Here is a 16,926-nt window from a genome sequence, read left to right on the forward strand (position 1 = left end):
CGTGACCACCGCCGACGGCGGTGGCGAGGCGCCGATCCGGGTCCTGGTCTGCGACGATCAGGTGCTGATCCGCACCGGGCTCGCGACGATCATCGACGCCCAGCCCGACCTGGAGGTGGCGGGCGAGTGCGGGGACGGGCAGGCCGCGGTCGACCTCGCCGGCCGGCTGCGCCCGGACGTCGTGGTGATGGACGTCCGGATGCCGGTCCTCGACGGGATCGAGGCCACCCGGCTGCTCGCCGGTGCCGGGGTGCCGCACCCGGTGAAGGTACTCGTGGTGACGACGTTCAACCTGGACGAGTACGTCTACGAGGCCCTGCGCGCCGGCGCCAGCGGCTTCCTGCTCAAGGACGCGCCGCCGGACCGGCTGCTGCACGGCATCCGGACCGTGGCCACGGGCGCGGCCCTGCTGGACCCCGAGGTGACCCGGCAGCTCGTGGGCCGCTACGCCGCCCGGATCCGGCCCGCCGACGGCGGCACCCCGCACGGCGCTCCGCTGACCCCGCGCGAGCTGGAGGTGCTGCGGCTGATCGCGGACGGCCTCTCCAACAGCGAGATCGCCGCGGCCCTCGTGCTCAGCCCGGAGACCGTCAAGACCTTCGTGTCCCGCATCCTCGCCAAACTGGGGCTGCGCGACCGCGTCCAGGCCGTCGTCTACGCCTACCGCCAGGGCCTGGTGACCTGACCGGCCCGCCCCAGCCCAAGCCCCCCTGCTCCCCCCCTTACAGCACCCCGCCGGCCTCGTCCTGGAACAGCTCCGTCCAGTAGTGCCAGTCGGCGTCGGTCGTGACCGGGGTGGGGTCGATGGTCGCGAGGGTGTGGAGCATGGTCGCGGCGAGCTGGTCGTAGGCCTCGGTGGTGAGTTCGTGGCCCAGGTGCTCGTCGATGGTGCGCTCGTGGTGCAGGAGCCAGAGGGTGTAGGCGAGCGTGGAGATGTCCGTGTTGAGGGGGTAGAGGGTCGCCTCGGGCTCGGAGAAGTTGAGGATCGCGCCCGTGGAGCCGTCCACGACGAGGCTGTTGTCCTCGACCAGGTAGCCGAGGCGTATCAGCCGGTCGGCGTGGGGCGGGAGGTCCTCCACGGGGAAGCCGCCGGTGTGGATGTCGGTGAAGTACTCCCAGAGGGTGGGGAGCGGGGCGTCCGGGTCGAGGTGGAAGACGACCGCGTCCTCCGGGAGGCCGGTCTCGCGCAGGAAGCGGCGGGTCGGCTCGTGGGTGAGCGTGGGCGGGAAGTCGACCTCCTCGAAGCGGGCCACCCGGCCCTGCCCGAACTCCTGGTCCAGGAGCCGGACCGGCAGGTCGACGGCCAGCCCGGAGTCCGTGCCGGGGCCCGCGACAAGGCTGAGGGGGCGGATCAGGGCCGTCGCCTTCCAGTACGGCGGGACGCGGCCGGCCGTGCCCTCCTCGAAGAGCTCCAGGAGCCTGCGGGAGGCCTCGGTCGCCGCCTTCGTGCCGTGCGTACCGGCGAGGGAGGCGAAACGGCCGCGCAGGCCCGTCAGTTCCTCGGTGACCGCGGCGAAGCGCAGCAGGGTCTCCAGCGAGGGCGCCAGCGGGCGCGGGTCGGTGGGATCGATCAGGTAGGCCGTGCTGATCTCGCCGGTGCCGCCGTCGAGGAGGATCGACTCGGTGTCCAGGCCGGCCGGGGCCAGCAGCTCGCCGATCACCAGGCGGTCCCGGAGCTCCTCCGCGAGCCGGGTCGGGCCGTCCGTGACGTCCGCCAGGGTGCGCAGGCCGACCGTGCGCAGCGGCTCGAACGTCAGCAGGCCGCCGCTGTCGGGCAGTCCGGGGCCGGTGAGCCAGCTGCGGGTGGGTTCGTGCGTGATGTAACGGTCCAGTTCTGCCTCGGTCAGCGTGATCGCCGTCGCACCGCTGCCGGTCGTGCTGATCGTGCTCATCGCTGCCCCCGCGATCAAGAGTTCAAGACGTGCAAGTGGTTCGAGTGGTGCGTCGTGCACAGGTCGTCAGCAGGGCATGGCGGCCCGTCCGGGCTTCCCCTCCGAAACGGCCGTCCCCACTACGCAGAACACTACGCCGCGGCACTGACAACGCCCCGCAGAAGAGACGTCAGGCGACCCTCGACCGTTCCGTCCCGGCGAGAATCGCTTGCACCGTCTGTTCCACGGTGAGCGCCGACGTGTCCAGCCACAGTCCCAACGGCTCGGTGCGCAGGCGGAGTTCCGCGTCCAGATCGGCGATCGTCCACGCGGGTCCGTACCCGCTCTTCGACCGCCCGGCCTCCCGCCCGGCCACGGCCTCGGGGCTGGGGGCGAGGACGACGACGTGCAGGGGGCGGGTGCGGATCCGCTCGACGTACGACGTCAGTTCCGGGCCCAGCAGCACGTCCTGGACGATCGCCGTAAAGCCGGCCCCGGCGTAGGCGTCCGCCGTGGCGGCCGACAGGCGGTAGCGGAGGTGGAGTTGGGCGGTCGCCTCCGGCGAGGCCCCGGGCGTGTACTCCTCCCGCCCCGACACGATCATGCGGCGGAACACGTCGCCACGGACGTGCGCGGCCCGGGGCAGGTGCTCGGCCAGCGCCTGGGCGACGGTCGACTTGCCCGCCGCCATCACCCCCGCGACGACCACGACCCCGGACAGGCTCACTGGCCCGTGACCACCGCCGCCTGCGGGCGGATGGGGAGACGGTTGACCGGGCGGCCGGTGGCTGCGCGGACGGCGGAGGCGATGGCGGCCGGGGACGTGACCACCGGTACCGCGCTGACCGACTTGGCGCCGAAGGGGGCGACCACGTCGCGTTCCTCGACGAGCTTGACGATCCGGATGTCGGGTGCGTCTAGGGCGGTCGGCAGGGCGTAGCCGGTGAGGTCGGGGTGGCGGATCAGACCGCGCGGGGTGCGCAGGTTCTCCGTCAGGGCGATGCCGACGCCCTGTGTGACACCGGCCTCGATGCGGGCGTTGAGCTGCGCCGGGTTGAGGATCCGGCCGACGTCCTGGGCGACGGCCAGCTCCACCACCCGTACCGAGCCCAGCTCGATGTCGACGTCGACGACCGCGCGGATCGCGCAGAAGGCGAGGCCGACGAAGGCGTCGCCCTGGCCGTCGCCGTTCAGCGGCTCGGTCGGGTGCGGGCGGCACTGTGCGGTGGCCCACAGCTCCTTGCCGTCCAGCGCCTCGGTGACGGTGGTCGACAGGACGCCGTCGTACGACGTGATCTTGCCGTCGGTGATCTGGAGCAGCTCGGTCGACATGCCGAACTTGTGGGCGAGGGGCTGGAGGAGCTGGGTGCGGACCATCTTGGCCGCGCGTTCCACGGCGCCGCCGGAGACCCAGGTGTGGCGGCCGCGGCAGCCGGGGCCGGCCGGGGGCTGGTCCGTGTCGACGGGAGCCACGTGGACCTCGTCGACACCGAGTGTCTCCTGGACGATCTGGCGGGCCAGCGTGGTGAAGCCCTGGCCGGTCTCCACGGCCGCGCAGAGCACGGTCGCGACGCCGTCGTGGACCTTGACCGTGGCCGTCGAGACCTCGTCGGCGCCCTCCGCGCCGAGCATGTGCACCATGCCGAGGCCGTAGCCGACGCCCCGGCGCACCGCGCCCGGTTCGCCCGCGCCCTCGGGGCCGCCGGGCAGCAGCCACTCCTCCTCGGGCGTGTCCTTGGGGAGCTGCGGGAGCGGGAAGTCCCGTACCGCCTGGAGGAGTTCGGCCACCGGGGCCGGGCAGGTCACCGTCTGGCCGATGGGCAGGAGGTCGCCGGTGGCGAGCGCGTTGCGCAGCCGGATCTCGGCCGGGTCGAGGCCGAGTTTCTTCGCCAGCTTGTCCATCTGCGCCTCGTAGGCCGCGCACACCTGCATGGCGCCCTCGCCGCGGACGTGGCCGGAGGGCGGGTTGTTGGTGCGGACGGCCCAGCCCTCGATGAAGGCGTTCGGGACGACGTAGGGGCCGCAGGCGAAGGAGACGGCGGCGGCGAGGGACTCGGCGGAGGTGTCGGCGTAGGCACCGGCGTCGAGCAGGATCTGTGCCTCGACCTTGACCAGCTTGCCCTCGGCGTCGGCGTGGTGCCGGTAGCGCAGGAGGGTGGGGTGGCGGTGCGCGTGGCCGAGGAAGGACTCCTCGCGGGTCGCCGTGAGCTTGACCGGGCAGCCGGTCTTCAGGGCGAGCAGGCCGAGCGGGAGCTGGAAGCCCTGGTCCTCGCGGTCGGCGGTCGCGCCCGGCACTCCGGTGACGACGATCTTCACCTGTTCGAGGGACAGGCCGTAGCAGGCGGCGGCCGTGTTGCGGTCGGTGTGCGGGTCGGTGGAGGCCAGGTACAGCTCGACGCCGCCGTCGGGCCGGGGCACGGCGAGTCCGGCCTCGGCGCCGATGGGGGCGGGGTCGGCGCGGCCGATGCGGTACTGGCCCTCGACCACGATCTCGCCGGTCGCGTCGGGGTCGCCGTGCTGGAGCGGGATGTGCCGGATCAGGTTGCCGTCGGGGTGCAGCGGCTCGGCCTCGAACGACTGCTCGGGGTCGATGACCGGGTCGAGCACCTCGTACTCGACGATGACGGCGGCGGCGGCCATGCGGGCGGTGTCCGGGTGGTCGGCGGCGACGGCCGCGATGGGCTCGCCGTGATGCCGTACGACCTCGGAGGCGAAGACCGGGCGGTCCGGGGTGCCCCGGCCGTGGCGCGGGGTGCCGGGGACGTCCTCGTGGGTGACGACGGCCCGTACGCCGGGCATCTCGCGCGCGTGGCTGGTGTCGATCGACACGATGCGCGCGTGCGGGTGCGGGGAGCGCAGGACGGCCGCCCACAGCAGGCCCTCGGCCCACAGGTCGGCCGCGTAGGGGAAGGTCCCCTCGGTCTTCGCGCCCGCGTCGGCCGCCGGCAGCGACACGCCGAGGCCGTGCGGCAGCGGTTCGGCGGCGGGGACGGGGGTCTCCGCGGCGGTGGTCGTGGTGACGGTCTCGTTGGTCACGCCTGGCCTCCGTCCGGGCCGTAGGGCTGGTCGTCGTAGCTCTGGCCCTGGTCGTCGAACGACTGGTTGCCGCCGAAGGTCTGGTTGCCGCCGAACGACTGGTCGCCGCCGAACGACTGGTTGCCGCCGTACGACTGGTCGCCGCCGAACGACTGGTTGCCGCCGTACGACTGGTCGCCGCCGAACGACTGGTTGCCACCGTACGACTGGTCGTACGCCTGCTCGTGCGGGATCTGGATTCCGGCCCCGAAGGTGCGTGGGGACTCGAACGCCGAGGCGTTGACGCCGCCGGCGCCCGGTCCCGCCTGATGCGGAATACGGGCCTCGTCGCCGTCCGTCTCAGCGTCGGCCGCGGCGTGTGCCTCGCGTTCGGCGACGACCTCGCCGACGGCGTCCAGGACGCCCCGGTAGCCGGAGCAGCGGCAGAGGTTGCCGCACAGGGCCTGGCGGGTCTCCAGTTCGGTGGGGGCCGGGTTGCCTTCCAGCAGGTCGTGGACGGTCATCGCCATGCCGGGGACGCAGAAGCCGCACTGGACGGCTCCGCAGCGGGCCAGGGCGCGCTGCACGTCCGAGGGGCGGCCGTCCTGGGCCAGGCCCTCGACCGTGCGGACCTCGCTGCCGGCCGCGGTCACCGCGGGGACCAGGCAGGAGGCGACCAGGCGGCCGTCGACCTGGACGTTGCAGGCACCGCATTCGCCTTGCGAGCAGCCGTCCTTGGCACCGGCGAGGCCGAGGCGTTCGCGGAGGACGTACAGGAGGGACTCGCCGATCCAGGCGTCGGTGACGGGGCGGTCGGCGCCGTTGACGCGCAGGACGTAGGAGGCGAGGGGGTGGTCGTCGACCGCCTCGGCCTCGTCTTCGTCTTCGGCGTGTTGGTTCCCACCCGCACCAGCCGTGGCGCTGTCGTCGTCGGGTGCGGGCGGCCCCTGCGGGGCGGACCCGTCGTCGGCGGCCCGCGGGTCGTGGGCGGGGTGCGAGCCGGGAGCGTCGTGGGGCGCGTCGGCCTCGCCGGCGTCGGCCGGGCCGTCGAACGCGGCCGGCCGGCCGACCGTGTACGGTTCGCCGATCTCCGTCGCTTCACCCCGTTCGCCCCGTTCGCCCCGTTCGCCCCTCGTCGGCGCGTCGGCCGCAGGCGACGCGCCGACGGCCCGGGAGGTGAGTTCGGGGGCCCGTGGGTCGCCGTGACCCGCGGGGGGCTCAGCGGGTGCCTCAGGGGCCTCCGCGGGGCGTTCCCATGCCTGGGCCTCGGTCGCCCATGGCGCGGCCGCCCCGCCGGGCAGGGTCGCCGGCGGCGTGCCGCCCCACTGCTCCATGAGCGCGGATGTGGTGAACTCACCCGATTCGTCCGGAGAGTCACCGCTCGCGACCGGGATCGACCACTGCCCGGTCACATCGTGGCCGGGCGCGGGCGGCGGCTCCTCGTACGTCCACTGCTGCGTCGAGGCCGGGTTGTACGTGAACCGGTCGTCGGCGGGCTGCTCCCGCGGGACCGCGTTCGGGTCGGGCCACCGGGTGCCGTCGGCCGGCGCGCCCCAGGTGTCGGTGCCGGGGGCGGCCGCTATCTGCGGCGGCACATAGCCGTGCCCGGGTGCGGCCAGGGGGCTGTCGGCGGACAGCAGGGCCTCGATGCCGCCCTCGGGGAGTTTCACGAACGCGGTCGCACCGTCGTCGTAGTCGCCCTGGGGCAGCGGGTTCCAGCGGCCGCCTCCGCTCGCGGGCGCGCCCTCTCCGTGCTGGTCGTCGGTCATGACAGCGCCCTCCCCAGTGCTCGTCGGGCCAGCGCGGCGACGGTGCGCCGCAGGTGCAGTACAGCGGGCGGAAGCGCCGGCACCGAGCCGTCGGGCTCGGGGGCCGGGTCCGGGATGCAGGCGGCCGCGACGTACTCGCCGAAGGCGGTCAGCGCCTCCGGGACGAGCGCGCGGTCGTTGTCCCAGTCGATCAGCCGGGCCACCCACTGTTCGGCGTCCAGGGGCCTGAGCGGCATCGGCGCTATGGCGCCGACGGCGCATCTGACCCCGCGCCGCGCGGGGTCGAGGACGAGCGCCACGGAGGCCACCGAGCGGCCCGGTCCGGTGCGGCCGGTCGCCTTCAGGAAGACCTGCGGGGCGTGCAGCAGCGGTACCCGCACGAAGCCGATCAGCTCGCCCGCGCGGAGCATCTCCACGCCGGCGAGCAGGTGCGACACCGGGATCTCCCGGCGGGATCCGCCCGGCCCCGCGATGATCAGCGTCGCCTCCAGGGCGGCCAGCACCGGCAGCGCGTCGCCGGTGGGCGCGGCCGTGGCGATGTTGCCGCCCAGGGTGCCGGCGTTGCGGATGTGCGGCGGACCGGCGGCCCGCGCGGCGGCGGCGAGCGCCGGGATCAGGGCCGCGAAGTCGGGGCGGCCCATGCGCGCGTGCGTGAGACCGGCGCCGAGCAGTGCGTTGCCGTCCTGGTACTGCCAGCCGCGGATCTCGCTGATCCGGCCGAGACCGACCAGGGCGGCGGGCCTGAGCTGTCCGGAGTTGACGGCGGCCATCAGGTCGGTGCCGCCGGCCACCGGGACCGCGGCGGGCATGTCGGTGAGGGCCGCCACGGCCTCGTTCAGCGTCGTGGGCAGCGTGACGGACTGCCCCGCCTGCGGTGCGTGCGTGGTCAAAACCGGCTGCCCCTTCCCGCTGCCCCACCTGGTCCCACCTGTGTGGCCGTACGGTACGTGCTCACAGGGCGGACGTGGCAACTCTGGCACATCTTCGCAAGCCTCGAACGCACGGGTCCGCTAGGAGGCATTCGCCCACCTCATCGGCGACTTGGTCCGTTTTCTTACACCATCACCGGTGCGCACCGATTGACACTCTTCGGTGACCCTTGAGGTCTTTTTCCATTACGCGTTCGGAGCGGGGGAAGCGGGCGGGAAGCGGGCGGGGAGCCGGACCGGCGAGGGGGCGGGACGGGGTGGTCAGCGGTTCGGGGGCGGGCCGTCGAGGGGGCGGCCGAGGACGCCGGGGCGCTGCTGCCAGGGCAGGGGGCCGGCCGGCGGGCGGTAGGCGACCCCCAGGGCGTCGAGCCGCCGGTAGTGCGCGGCCATACGGCCCTCGAAATCGGCGAAGTCCCGCTCCCCCGGCGCCGGGAGGGCGCTCCAGGCGACCTCGGCGAAGGCGGCCAGCCGGGGGAAGGCCTGGTAGTCCACGCGCGCGTGGTCCTCCATCACCTCGGTCCAGACGTTGGCCTGGGCGCCCAGGATCCGCCGCGCCTGGGATTCGTCCAGCCCCGGTGGAACGGGCTCGAACCGGTACACGTCCTCCAGGGTGCGGACGTATCCGATCGGCACCGGCTCGTCGGCGCCGTCGGCCTGACGGTGGTCCAGGTACACGTACTGCTCAGGGCACATGACGACGTCGTGGCCGGCCCGCGCGGCCGCGATCCCGCCGCCGTAGCCGCGCCAGGACGAGACGGCCGCGCCCTCGGCGATCCCGCCCTCCAGGATCTCGTCCCATCCGATGAGCCGACGCCCGCGCGCGGAAAGCCACTTCGCGAAGTGCCCGATGAACCACGACTGCAACGCGTCCTCGTCGGCGAGCCCGAGTTCCTTGATGCGGGCCTGCGCGGCCGGCGAGGCCCGCCACTGGTCCTTCAGGCATTCGTCGCCGCCGACGTGAATGAACTCCGAGGGGAACAGCTCCAGCACTTCCTCGAACACCCCCTCGTAGAAGCGCAGCGTGTTGTCGGTGGGGGCGAGTACGTTCGGAGAGATCCCCCAGGAGTCCCAGACGGAGAGGGCGGTGGTGTCGATGACGTCGGTGTTGCCGAGTTCCGGATACGCGGCGATGGCGGCCTGCGAGTGGCCCGGTACGTCGATTTCGGGGACGACCGTGATATGCCGCTCGGCCGCGTACGCGACGATCTCCCGGATGTCGTCCTGGGTGTAGAAGCCACCGTGCGGCTTCTCCTCCCACCGCGGTGAGGCCCGGTGGCCGAATTTCGTGCGGGCCCGCCAGGAGCCGACCTCGGTGAGCCGGGGGTGGCGCTCGATCCGCACGCGCCAGCCCTGGTCGTCCGTCAGGTGGAAGTGGAAGACGTTGAGTTTGTGCGACGCCATCAGATCGAGGTGGCGCAGGACGCCTTCCTTCGGCATGAAGTGCCGGGCGACGTCGAGCATGAAGCCGCGCCAGGGGAATCGGGGGGCGTCCTCGATCGTGAGATACGGCACGGCCCGGATGCGCTCGGGTTCGACGGCGGCCCTGCGGTACGCGGCGGGGCCCAGGAGTTGACGCAGCGTCTGGACACCCCAGAAGACACCCGCCGCGCTGCCGCCCTCGACGAGGACGCCGCCCGGGTCGCTGACGAGGCGGTACTCCTCGGGGCCGAGGCGCGGGTCGAGCAGCAGCCCGATGCCGTCGCCCTCGGTGTCGTCGAGCTCCCGCCCCTCGCGCAGCGGCAGACCGGTGGCCGCCCACAGGGCGGTGCGCAGCCAGCGGCCGACGCCCTCCGTCCCCGGACCGGCATAGAGCTGTGAGTGCGCCGTCAGCCGCACCTCGCCGGAACCGGCGACGACACTGCGCGGCGCGGGAATCAGATCCATCACCGAAATCACCTCAGTCCTTGACCGCTCCGCCCAGTCCCGAGACCAGGCGTCGCTGCACGAGTACGAAGAACACCAGCACCGGAATCGTCATCACCGTGGAGGCCGCCATCACCCCGCCCCAGTCGGGGTCGTCCGGCTTGAAGAACACCAGGAGCGCCATCGGCAGCGTCGACTGCGAGGTGTCGCTGATGATGAACGACTTGGCGAACAGGAAGTCGTTCCAGGCGGAGATGAAGGAAAACACACTCGTGGCCACCAGGCCCGGCAGGACGAGCGGGAAAAGGATCTGCCAGAGAAAGCGCGACCGGCTCGCCCCGTCGATGTACGCCGCCTCCTCCAGGGCCTCCGGCACCCCTTTCACGAACCCCCGCAGCATCCAGATCGCGAAGGGCAGCGAGAAGGCGATGTGGGGCAGGATCAGCGAGCCCAGTGTGTTCAGCAGACCGAAGTCCCGCATCTGGAAGAAGAGGGGGATGGTGAGGGCCTCCACGGGCACCATCTGGGCCACCAGAAACATGATCAGCAAGGTGGTCCGGAAGCGGAACCGGAATCGGGTCACGGCGGTCGCCGCGAGAAAGGCGATCAGCGCCGAGACGACGACCACACTGCCCGCGACGACCAGACTGTTGACGAAGTAACGGCCGAATTCCTGCTGCCCGAAGACCCGCCGGAAGGAGTCCACAGAGGGCGAGAGGGTCCACGGCCGGGGCCGGTCCGACTCGATCTCACCGGCCGGCTTGAAGGCGCCCAGCACCATCCAGTACAGCGGGAAGGCGACGAGTACGGCGATCGCCAGCGCCGCTCCCTCGGCGGCCAGCCGCCCCGGCCGCCGGACGAACCCGCGCACAAGATTCACGACGGTCACAGCTCCTCCCCCTGCCGGCGCAGCAGCCGCAGGTAGACCAGGGTGACGGCGAGCAGCACCAGCAGCGTGACGACACCGATGGCCGCGCCCAGCCCGTACTGCGAGGAGGCGAAGGCCTGCTGGTAGGCGTACACGTTGAGCACCAGGTTCTGCCCGGCGATGCCGCCCCCGCCGGTCATCACGTAGATCTGCGTGAAGATCTTGAAGTCCCAGATCACCGACTGGATGGTGACCACCATGAGGATCGGCCGGAGCATCGGTGCCAGCACCGACCGCCAGATCCGCCACTGCGAGGCCCCGTCCAGGGCGGCGGCCTCCAGCACCTCGGACGGTACGGCGCGGATCCCGGCGTACACGGTGACCATGACGAACGGGAAGGAGCACCACACCACTTCGAGCAGGACCAGGAAGAAGGCGGAGTAGCGCCCGTACGTCCAGGAGTGGTCGCCCAGCCCGAGCACCCTGTCGACCGGTCCGAAGTCCGGGTCGAAGAGGAACAGCCAGACCGTGGACCCGGTGACGGCCGGGGTCGCCCACGCCCCCAGCGCCGCCAGCATCAGCGCCAGCCGCGGCACCGCCCGCACCCGCGTGAGCAGCACGGCGAGCGCACACCCGACGGCAAGCGTCGACACGACACAGGCGGCGGCGAACCCGACGGTCGCCAGCAGCGCCGACCAGAACCGGTCGTCGGAGAAGACGTCCGCGTAGTTGCCGAGTCCGACGAAGGCGGTGGGTTCACCCCCACTGACCTGAGCCTGGGTGTACCGGAAGACGGAGATGAGCCCGAGCTGATAGATGGGGTAGCCGAGCAGCGCCCCGAGGACCACGAGAGCGGGGGCCAGATACAGCCAAGGGCTCCATCCAGCGCCCCGCAAGGGGCGCGGGGCTGTATTGAATTTGCGGCTACCGCCGCGCGGGCGCGACAGGCCCCCACGCACCCGCACCCGCGAACGCACCGCGACCCCCACCCCGTTGGGCGTCATCCGGCGGAGCCGAACGCCGCGTCCATCTTCTTCGCCGCCTCCTGCGAAGCAGCCCCCACGCTCTTCCTGCCGCTGATGACCTCCTGGAACATCGTCGGCAGCACCAGCGAGGAGTCGATCTGCGACCACCCCGCCGAGGCAGGCACGAACCTCGTCCCGGCGGCCAGGGTCGCCACGAACGGCTTCACGAACGGCTCCTTCGCGGCCGCCTGGTCACGGACGTCCTTGAACGTCGGCAGAAAACCCATCGCGTCGAACATCGCCGCCTGCGTCTCCTTGGAGGTCAGCTCCTCCATCAGCGCGACGGCCAGCGTCCGGTGCGTCGTGCTCCTCAGCACGCCGATGTTGTTGCCGCCCGCGAAGGCCGGCGCGATCGATCCGGCCGTGGCCCCTGGCAGCGGCACCACCGCGTACTTGCCCTTGACGCTCCCCGCCTCCACGGCCGCATGGCTGAAGTCGCCCCCGATCGCCATGCCCGCCTTGCCCGCGGCGAACGCGGTGACCGTGTCGTTGCCGCCGAAGCCCGCGCACTTGGCGGCCGGGCAGTTGTCGTCGCCGAAGAGGGACGCGTACTCCTTGATGCCCTTCTGCGCGGCCGCACTGTCGATCGCCGAGGTGTACGCCCCTCCCTTGTCCGTGGCCAGCTCGCCGCCCTCGGCCCAGATGAAGGGCATCGCGCCGTAGGTGTAGGCGCCGCCGACGACGAGGCCGTACAGGCCGGGCTTCGCGGCGCGGATCTCACGAGCGGTGGCCGCCAGCTCGGCCATGGTGGCCGGCGGTTTCAGGCCGAGTTCCCTGAAGACGTCCGTGCGGTAGTAGAGGGCGCGGACGCCGACGTAGAAGGGGGCGCCGTAGACCTTGCCGCCGACGGTCACCGACCGCCGGGCCGTCGGGTCGGTGTCCTTCGCCTCGCTCCAGGCGCCGAAGTCCTTCGTGACGTCGAGGAGCCCGCCGTCGTGGACGTAACCGGCGGTGTCGGTGTTGCCGTACTCCATGACGTCGGGGGCCGAGGCCGGGTCGTTGAAGGCGGCCTTGACGCGCTGGGCGCGTGTGTCGACCGGGATGTACTCCACGTCGACCTTGGTGCCGGTGTGTGCCTTCTCGAAGGCGGCGACGACCGAGTCGACGACCTTCTGCTTCGGGTCGTTGCCGACCTCCTGGAAGAGCCACACCCGCAGGGTGCCGCTCTTGTCGTCCTTGTCGGAGGCGGAGTTGGAGGAGGTCTGCGGGGCGCACGCGGCGGCGAGGAACAGGGCGCCGACGAGGAGTGCGGGGACGGGGAGCTTCATGGAGTGACCCTCCGGGAGCGCGCTCAAGCATGGGGGGCGTTGCAAGATATGCAACGGCTATTTCGCTCTGCACAACACCACGGAGGCTAGGGACTACATGAACATGCCGACAAGAGGTCTCAACCACTCTGTGACCGCACGACGCACTCCGTGCAACGCACGGGTACGACAAAGGCCCCGGAGCACGCCAAAGCGCGCCCGGGGCCTCGGAGAGCCGAGCTGTCGGACCAGCGGGTTACTTGTCCTGGCCCTCGCCGCCGCCGCTGCCCATGGATTCGTAGATCTCCTTGCACATGGGGCACACGGGGTACTTCTTCGGGTCGCGCCCGGGTACCCACACCTTGCCGCACAGCGCCACGACGGGGGTGCCGTCGAGGGCGCTCGCCATGATCTTGTCCTTCTGGACGTAGTGGGCGAAGCGCTCGTGGTCGCCGTCACCGTGGGACACCTGCGGCGTCGGCTCTACGAGGGTCCCCGTACCAGTCCCGCGCTCGGGCTCAAGAGTGCTCATAAGTGCCAAGGGTAATCAACCGCCGGGAACTATGGTTCCCAGGCTTGCACCACGGGCGCCACCGGCTGCAGCGCTGCGTTTGCGTCCAGCCCCGCCCCGCCGAGGCGGGGACGTGACAGGGTCCGTTGACGGGGCCCCGCGTCGCCACAACTCCCACGCTCGGGCGCGGATGTTGCGGGAGCCGTTCCGGTCCGCGTGATCGACGAATCCGCAGGACCGGCACACGAACCGGGACTGGGAGACCCTGTTCGCCCTGTCGATGTGCCCGCACTCCGCACAGGTACGGGAGGTGTACGCGGGCTCTACGTACACCACCGGCACCCCGCCCCTCGGGCCTTGTACGCGATGAACGCCCCCAGCTGGGCAAACGCCCAGCTGGAATGGGTAGCCCGTTGGGACTTTGCAAGCCGTACCCGCTCGCGGATGCCCGTCAACTCCTCCAGGGCAATCCCACGACCGGTGCGTTCAGCCTCGGCCACCACTTGCTTCGCGATCTTGTGACTGGTGTCCGCCGCGCGACGCGCCTCCTTACTTCGCCGCTTCTTCAAGCGGCGCTTGGCGGACGCGGTGTTCTTCCTGTGAAGTTTGGCACGCAGCTTCCGCTCACGTACCCGGATGCGGTTGAGCTCGCGCCCGGCCATGATCTCGCCGTCGGACGTCGTGACGATGTTCACGATGCCCAGGTCGACGCCCAGGAAGTCCACCGGGTCGGTGTTCGGCTCGGCTTCGGGGATCTCGCAGGTGGCGTAGAGAAACCACATCCCGTCCCGCCGTACCAGGTCCGACTCACCCCTGCGGTACAGACCCAGGACCGTCAGTTGATCGGATCCGGCAGCAATCGCCACGTCCTTCAGCCGGCCGGCAACCGTCCAGATGGACACACGCCGCTCCTCGATCTGCCAGGACAGCATCCGGTCGTCATACGGCTGCGCACCCTCCAGACGGAAGACGATGGGCTTCTCCACTGCCTTCCGGTGCCGCTCCGAGCCCGGCCTTCCCAGGTTCCCGGCGTTCAGGTTTGCCCGGAGCACGGTGCAGGCATCGCAAGTTTTCTTGATCACGTGCTGCGCCGCCTGCGCGCCGAGGCCCCACCGCGCCTTCATCTCGCCGTAGACGAGTCCACGCAGTGGAAAGTTCCTCTTCACATCGCGCTCGAAGGCGACACGGCTGGCCCAGGTCGCCGCTTCATTGCAGCTACGCAGAGTCTCCTCCAGCGCCGCCGCCTGCTCCGGCGTCGGCAGGAGTCTGACCTGCGTCACGAGCTTCATGCCGGGAGGCTAGGCGGTGAGGAGTAGAACCGCTCTCGAACATCCACGACGGCACTCGAAAGGGTGATCCATCAGTTGAGGGACGGATCGTCCGGGTACGTGGCCACCATCGCGAGCTCGTTGCGCTGGCGGCGCAGGACCTCGCGCCAGAGTCTCTCCGGGGACGGGGAGGAGACGTCGCCGGGTTCGGACTCGACGACGTACCAGGCGCCCTCGACCAGTTCGTCCTCCAGCTGGCCGGGGCCCCAGCCGGCGTAACCGGCGAAGATCCTCAGGGAGCCGAGGGCCGAGGCGAGCAGCTCCGGCGGGGCCTCCAGGTCGACCAGGCCGATCGCGCCGTGCACCCGGCGCCAGCCGAGCGGGGCGCGGTCGCCGTTGGCCCCGCCGGGGATGACCGCGACGCCGAGCGCGGAGTCCAGGGAGACCGGGCCGCCCTGGAAGACGACCCCCGGCTCGCCGGCGAGGGAGGCCCAGCCCTCCAGGATGTCGCCGACGTCCACCGGGGTGGGGCGGTTGAGGACGACACCGAGGGAGCCCTCCTCGTCGTGGTCGAGAAGGAGCACCACCGCACGGTCGAAGTTCGGGTCCGCCAGGGCGGGCGTGGCCACGAGCAGCCGCCCTGTGAGCGAGGACACCTCGGTCATGCCTGACATGATCCCGCATCTTCCCCTCGTGTGGGGAGCCAATCCGGGTCCGGGAGTGAATGCAGCGAAGGGCGGAAGGAAGCGTCACCGGCGCACACTCACACTGGTGACTCAGCGTCCCCGATAGGAACCGTTCGTGTTTTGAACCCTCCTCCGGCCGAAGCAGAAGGATTCCTGGCTCACGCCGCTCGGACGCTCAGCGAACGACCGAGTCCTACGCGATCAGCGCCAGCCGGGTTGGAACCAGCCCGGTTGACATGAACGTCAAGAGAAGGGCACAGCTTGGTTCTCGCAGCACACGCCACGCAGCTTAGCCGATCCTGTGTTTGGCGATTACCCTTTCCCTCCTGGCCCCTGCCCGACTCATCGGAACGCGAGATTCATGACCGTCAACGACGATGTCCTGCTTGTCCACGGCGGCACCCCGCTGGAGGGCGAGATCCGTGTCCGCGGTGCGAAGAACCTCGTACCGAAGGCCATGGTCGCCGCCCTGCTGGGCAGTGCACCCAGTCGGCTGCGCAACGTTCCGGACATCCGTGACGTGCGTGTCGTACGCGGCCTGCTGCAGCTGCACGGGGTGACGGTACGTCCGGGCGAGGAGCCCGGTGAGCTGGTGCTCGATCCGACGTACGTGGAGAGCGCGAACGTCGCTGACATCGATGCCCACGCGGGGTCCAGCCGGATCCCGATCCTCTTCTGCGGCCCGCTGCTGCACCGCCTCGGCCACGCGTTCATCCCGGGTCTCGGCGGCTGTGACATCGGCGGCCGGCCGATCGACTTCCACTTCGACGTGCTGCGGCAGTTCGGCGCGACCATCGAGAAGCGTGCGGACGGCCAGTACCTGGAGGCGCCGAAGGGGCTGCGCGGCACGAAGATCCGGCTGCCGTACCCGTCCGTGGGCGCGACCGAGCAGGTGCTGCTGACGGCCGTACTCGCCGAGGGCGTCACGGAGTTGTCCAACGCGGCGGTCGAGCCGGAGATCGAGGACCTCATCTGCGTGCTGCAGAAGATGGGCGCGATCATCGCGATCGACACCGACCGCACGATCAGCATCACCGGTGTGGACAAGCTCGGCGGCTACACCCACCGGGCCCTGTCGGACCGTCTGGAGGCCGCGTCCTGGGCGTCGGCGGCGCTGGCGACCGAGGGCGACATCTACGTCCGGGGCGCCCAGCAGCGCTCGATGATGACGTTCCTGAACACCTACCGGAAGGTGGGCGGCGCCTTCGAGATCGACGACGAGGGCATCCGCTTCTGGCACCCCGGCGGCCAGCTGAAGTCCATCGCACTGGAGACGGACGTGCACCCGGGCTTCCAGACCGACTGGCAGCAGCCGCTCGTCGTGGCCCTGACCCAGGCGACGGGCCTGTCCATCGTCCACGAGACGGTCTACGAGTCCCGCCTCGGCTTCACCTCCGCGCTGAACCAGATGGGTGCTCACATCCAGCTCTACCGCGAGTGCCTGGGCGGCTCGGCCTGCCGCTTCGGCCAGCGCAACTTCCTGCACTCCGCGGTCGTCTCGGGCCCCACGAAGCTCCAGGGCGCCGATCTCGTGATCCCCGACCTCCGGGGCGGCTTCTCGTACCTGATCGCCGCGCTCGCCGCCCAGGGCACCTCCCGGGTCCACGGCATCGACCTCATCAACCGCGGCTACGAGAACTTCATGGAGAAGCTCGTGGAACTGGGCGCGAAGGTGGAACTGCCGGGCAAGGCACTCGGATAACCGCAACCTCCCGGCCCCGGCCCGGGGCAGTTCCCTCCGGCTGGGGGCCCGGGGGTCATCCCCCGGGCAGACACAGCATGGAGAAGCTCGTGGAACTGGGCGCGAAGGTGGAACTGCCGGGCAAGGCACTCGGATAACCGCAACCTCCCGGCCCCGGCCCGGGGCAGTTCCC

Annotated in this window: 13 protein-coding genes and 1 pseudogene; 2 read left to right on the top strand and 12 right to left on the bottom strand. The window is 71.2% G+C overall.

Annotation, left to right across the window (positions count from 1 at the left end):
• Position 1 precedes the first annotated feature (1 nt).
• Positions 2 to 685 carry a response regulator gene (locus ACZ4UV_RS07680; protein ID WP_451021266.1) on the top strand — a complete coding sequence of 228 codons (684 nt, stop codon included), beginning with the start codon at positions 2 to 4 and terminating at the stop codon, positions 683 to 685.
• 37 nt (positions 686 to 722) lie between these two features.
• On the opposite strand, the gene ACZ4UV_RS07685 is transcribed toward ACZ4UV_RS07680, so the two are convergent.
• The 12 genes and pseudogenes from ACZ4UV_RS07685 to ACZ4UV_RS07740 form a co-directional block, all read right to left on the bottom strand.
• On the bottom strand, positions 723 to 1,883 hold the full coding sequence (locus ACZ4UV_RS07685; protein WP_451022826.1) for an SUKH-4 family immunity protein: 1,161 nt from the start codon (positions 1,881 to 1,883) through the stop codon (positions 723 to 725).
• Positions 1,884 to 2,061: 178 nt separating this feature from the next.
• On the bottom strand, positions 2,062 to 2,592 hold the full coding sequence (locus ACZ4UV_RS07690) for an AAA family ATPase (protein WP_467836649.1): 531 nt from the start codon (positions 2,590 to 2,592) through the stop codon (positions 2,062 to 2,064).
• A 2-nt stretch (positions 2,593 to 2,594) separates the two neighbouring features.
• A complete protein-coding gene (locus tag ACZ4UV_RS07695; protein WP_451022824.1) occupies positions 2,595 to 4,907 on the bottom strand; it encodes a xanthine dehydrogenase family protein molybdopterin-binding subunit in 2,313 nt (770 codons plus the stop codon).
• Positions 4,904 to 6,655, bottom strand: coding sequence for a (2Fe-2S)-binding protein (locus ACZ4UV_RS07700; RefSeq protein ID WP_467836369.1), 1,752 nt, complete (start codon positions 6,653 to 6,655; stop codon positions 4,904 to 4,906). The genes ACZ4UV_RS07695 and ACZ4UV_RS07700 overlap by 4 nt, the downstream gene beginning before the upstream one ends.
• Positions 6,652 to 7,545: an FAD binding domain-containing protein gene (locus ACZ4UV_RS07705; protein WP_351486843.1), complete on the bottom strand. Its 894-nt coding sequence runs from the start codon at positions 7,543 to 7,545 to the stop codon at positions 6,652 to 6,654. Before ACZ4UV_RS07705 ends, ACZ4UV_RS07700 begins: the two co-directional genes overlap by 4 nt.
• Before the next feature lie 300 nt (positions 7,546 to 7,845).
• Positions 7,846 to 9,468, bottom strand: coding sequence for a beta-N-acetylhexosaminidase (locus ACZ4UV_RS07710; protein ID WP_451023114.1), 1,623 nt, complete (start codon positions 9,466 to 9,468; stop codon positions 7,846 to 7,848).
• A 13-nt stretch (positions 9,469 to 9,481) separates the two neighbouring features.
• Positions 9,482 to 10,327, bottom strand: a complete 846-nt coding sequence (locus tag ACZ4UV_RS07715) for a carbohydrate ABC transporter permease (RefSeq protein ID WP_451018123.1) — start codon at positions 10,325 to 10,327, stop codon at positions 9,482 to 9,484.
• Positions 10,328 to 10,332: 5 nt separating this feature from the next.
• Entirely contained in the window at positions 10,333 to 11,319 is a 987-nt protein-coding gene (locus tag ACZ4UV_RS07720) for a carbohydrate ABC transporter permease (RefSeq protein WP_467836375.1), read from the bottom strand.
• A complete protein-coding gene (locus ACZ4UV_RS07725; RefSeq protein WP_467836378.1) occupies positions 11,316 to 12,608 on the bottom strand; it encodes an extracellular solute-binding protein in 1,293 nt (430 codons plus the stop codon). The genes ACZ4UV_RS07720 and ACZ4UV_RS07725 overlap by 4 nt, the downstream gene beginning before the upstream one ends.
• Positions 12,609 to 12,843: 235 nt before the next feature.
• Entirely contained in the window at positions 12,844 to 13,119 is a 276-nt protein-coding gene (locus ACZ4UV_RS07730) for a DUF3039 domain-containing protein (protein ID WP_390042570.1), read from the bottom strand.
• A 15-nt stretch (positions 13,120 to 13,134) separates the two neighbouring features.
• A pseudogene (locus tag ACZ4UV_RS07735) lies at positions 13,135 to 14,387 on the bottom strand (RNA-guided endonuclease InsQ/TnpB family protein).
• A gap of 71 nt (positions 14,388 to 14,458) precedes the next feature.
• Positions 14,459 to 15,031 (bottom strand): YqgE/AlgH family protein, encoded by a 573-nt coding sequence (locus ACZ4UV_RS07740; RefSeq protein ID WP_217545775.1) that lies wholly within the window; start codon positions 15,029 to 15,031, stop codon positions 14,459 to 14,461.
• A gap of 382 nt (positions 15,032 to 15,413) precedes the next feature.
• On the opposite strand from ACZ4UV_RS07740, the gene murA reads away from it, so the two are divergent.
• Positions 15,414 to 16,754 (top strand): UDP-N-acetylglucosamine 1-carboxyvinyltransferase, encoded by a 1,341-nt coding sequence (murA, locus tag ACZ4UV_RS07745; RefSeq protein ID WP_351486827.1) that lies wholly within the window; start codon positions 15,414 to 15,416, stop codon positions 16,752 to 16,754.
• Positions 16,755 to 16,926 lie beyond the last annotated feature (172 nt).

Source organism: Streptomyces sp. NPDC028289, assembly GCF_055565975.1.

What these genes read in the sequence shown, in the direction of transcription:
- ACZ4UV_RS07700 (WP_467836369.1), bottom strand. Translation starts at nt 6,655, where the DNA reads ATGACCGACGACCAGCACGGAGAGGGCGCGCCCGCGAGCGGAGGCGGC.
- ACZ4UV_RS07710 (WP_451023114.1), bottom strand. Translation starts at nt 9,468, where the DNA reads ATGGATCTGATTCCCGCGCCGCGCAGTGTCGTCGCCGGTTCCGGCGAG.
- ACZ4UV_RS07720 (WP_467836375.1), bottom strand. Translation starts at nt 11,319, where the DNA reads ATGACGCCCAACGGGGTGGGGGTCGCGGTGCGTTCGCGGGTGCGGGTG.
- ACZ4UV_RS07725 (WP_467836378.1), bottom strand. Translation starts at nt 12,608, where the DNA reads ATGAAGCTCCCCGTCCCCGCACTCCTCGTCGGCGCCCTGTTCCTCGCC.
- ACZ4UV_RS07730 (WP_390042570.1), bottom strand. Translation starts at nt 13,119, where the DNA reads ATGAGCACTCTTGAGCCCGAGCGCGGGACTGGTACGGGGACCCTCGTA.
- ACZ4UV_RS07740 (WP_217545775.1), bottom strand. Translation starts at nt 15,031, where the DNA reads ATGACCGAGGTGTCCTCGCTCACAGGGCGGCTGCTCGTGGCCACGCCC.
- murA (WP_351486827.1), top strand. Translation starts at nt 15,414, where the DNA reads ATGACCGTCAACGACGATGTCCTGCTTGTCCACGGCGGCACCCCGCTG.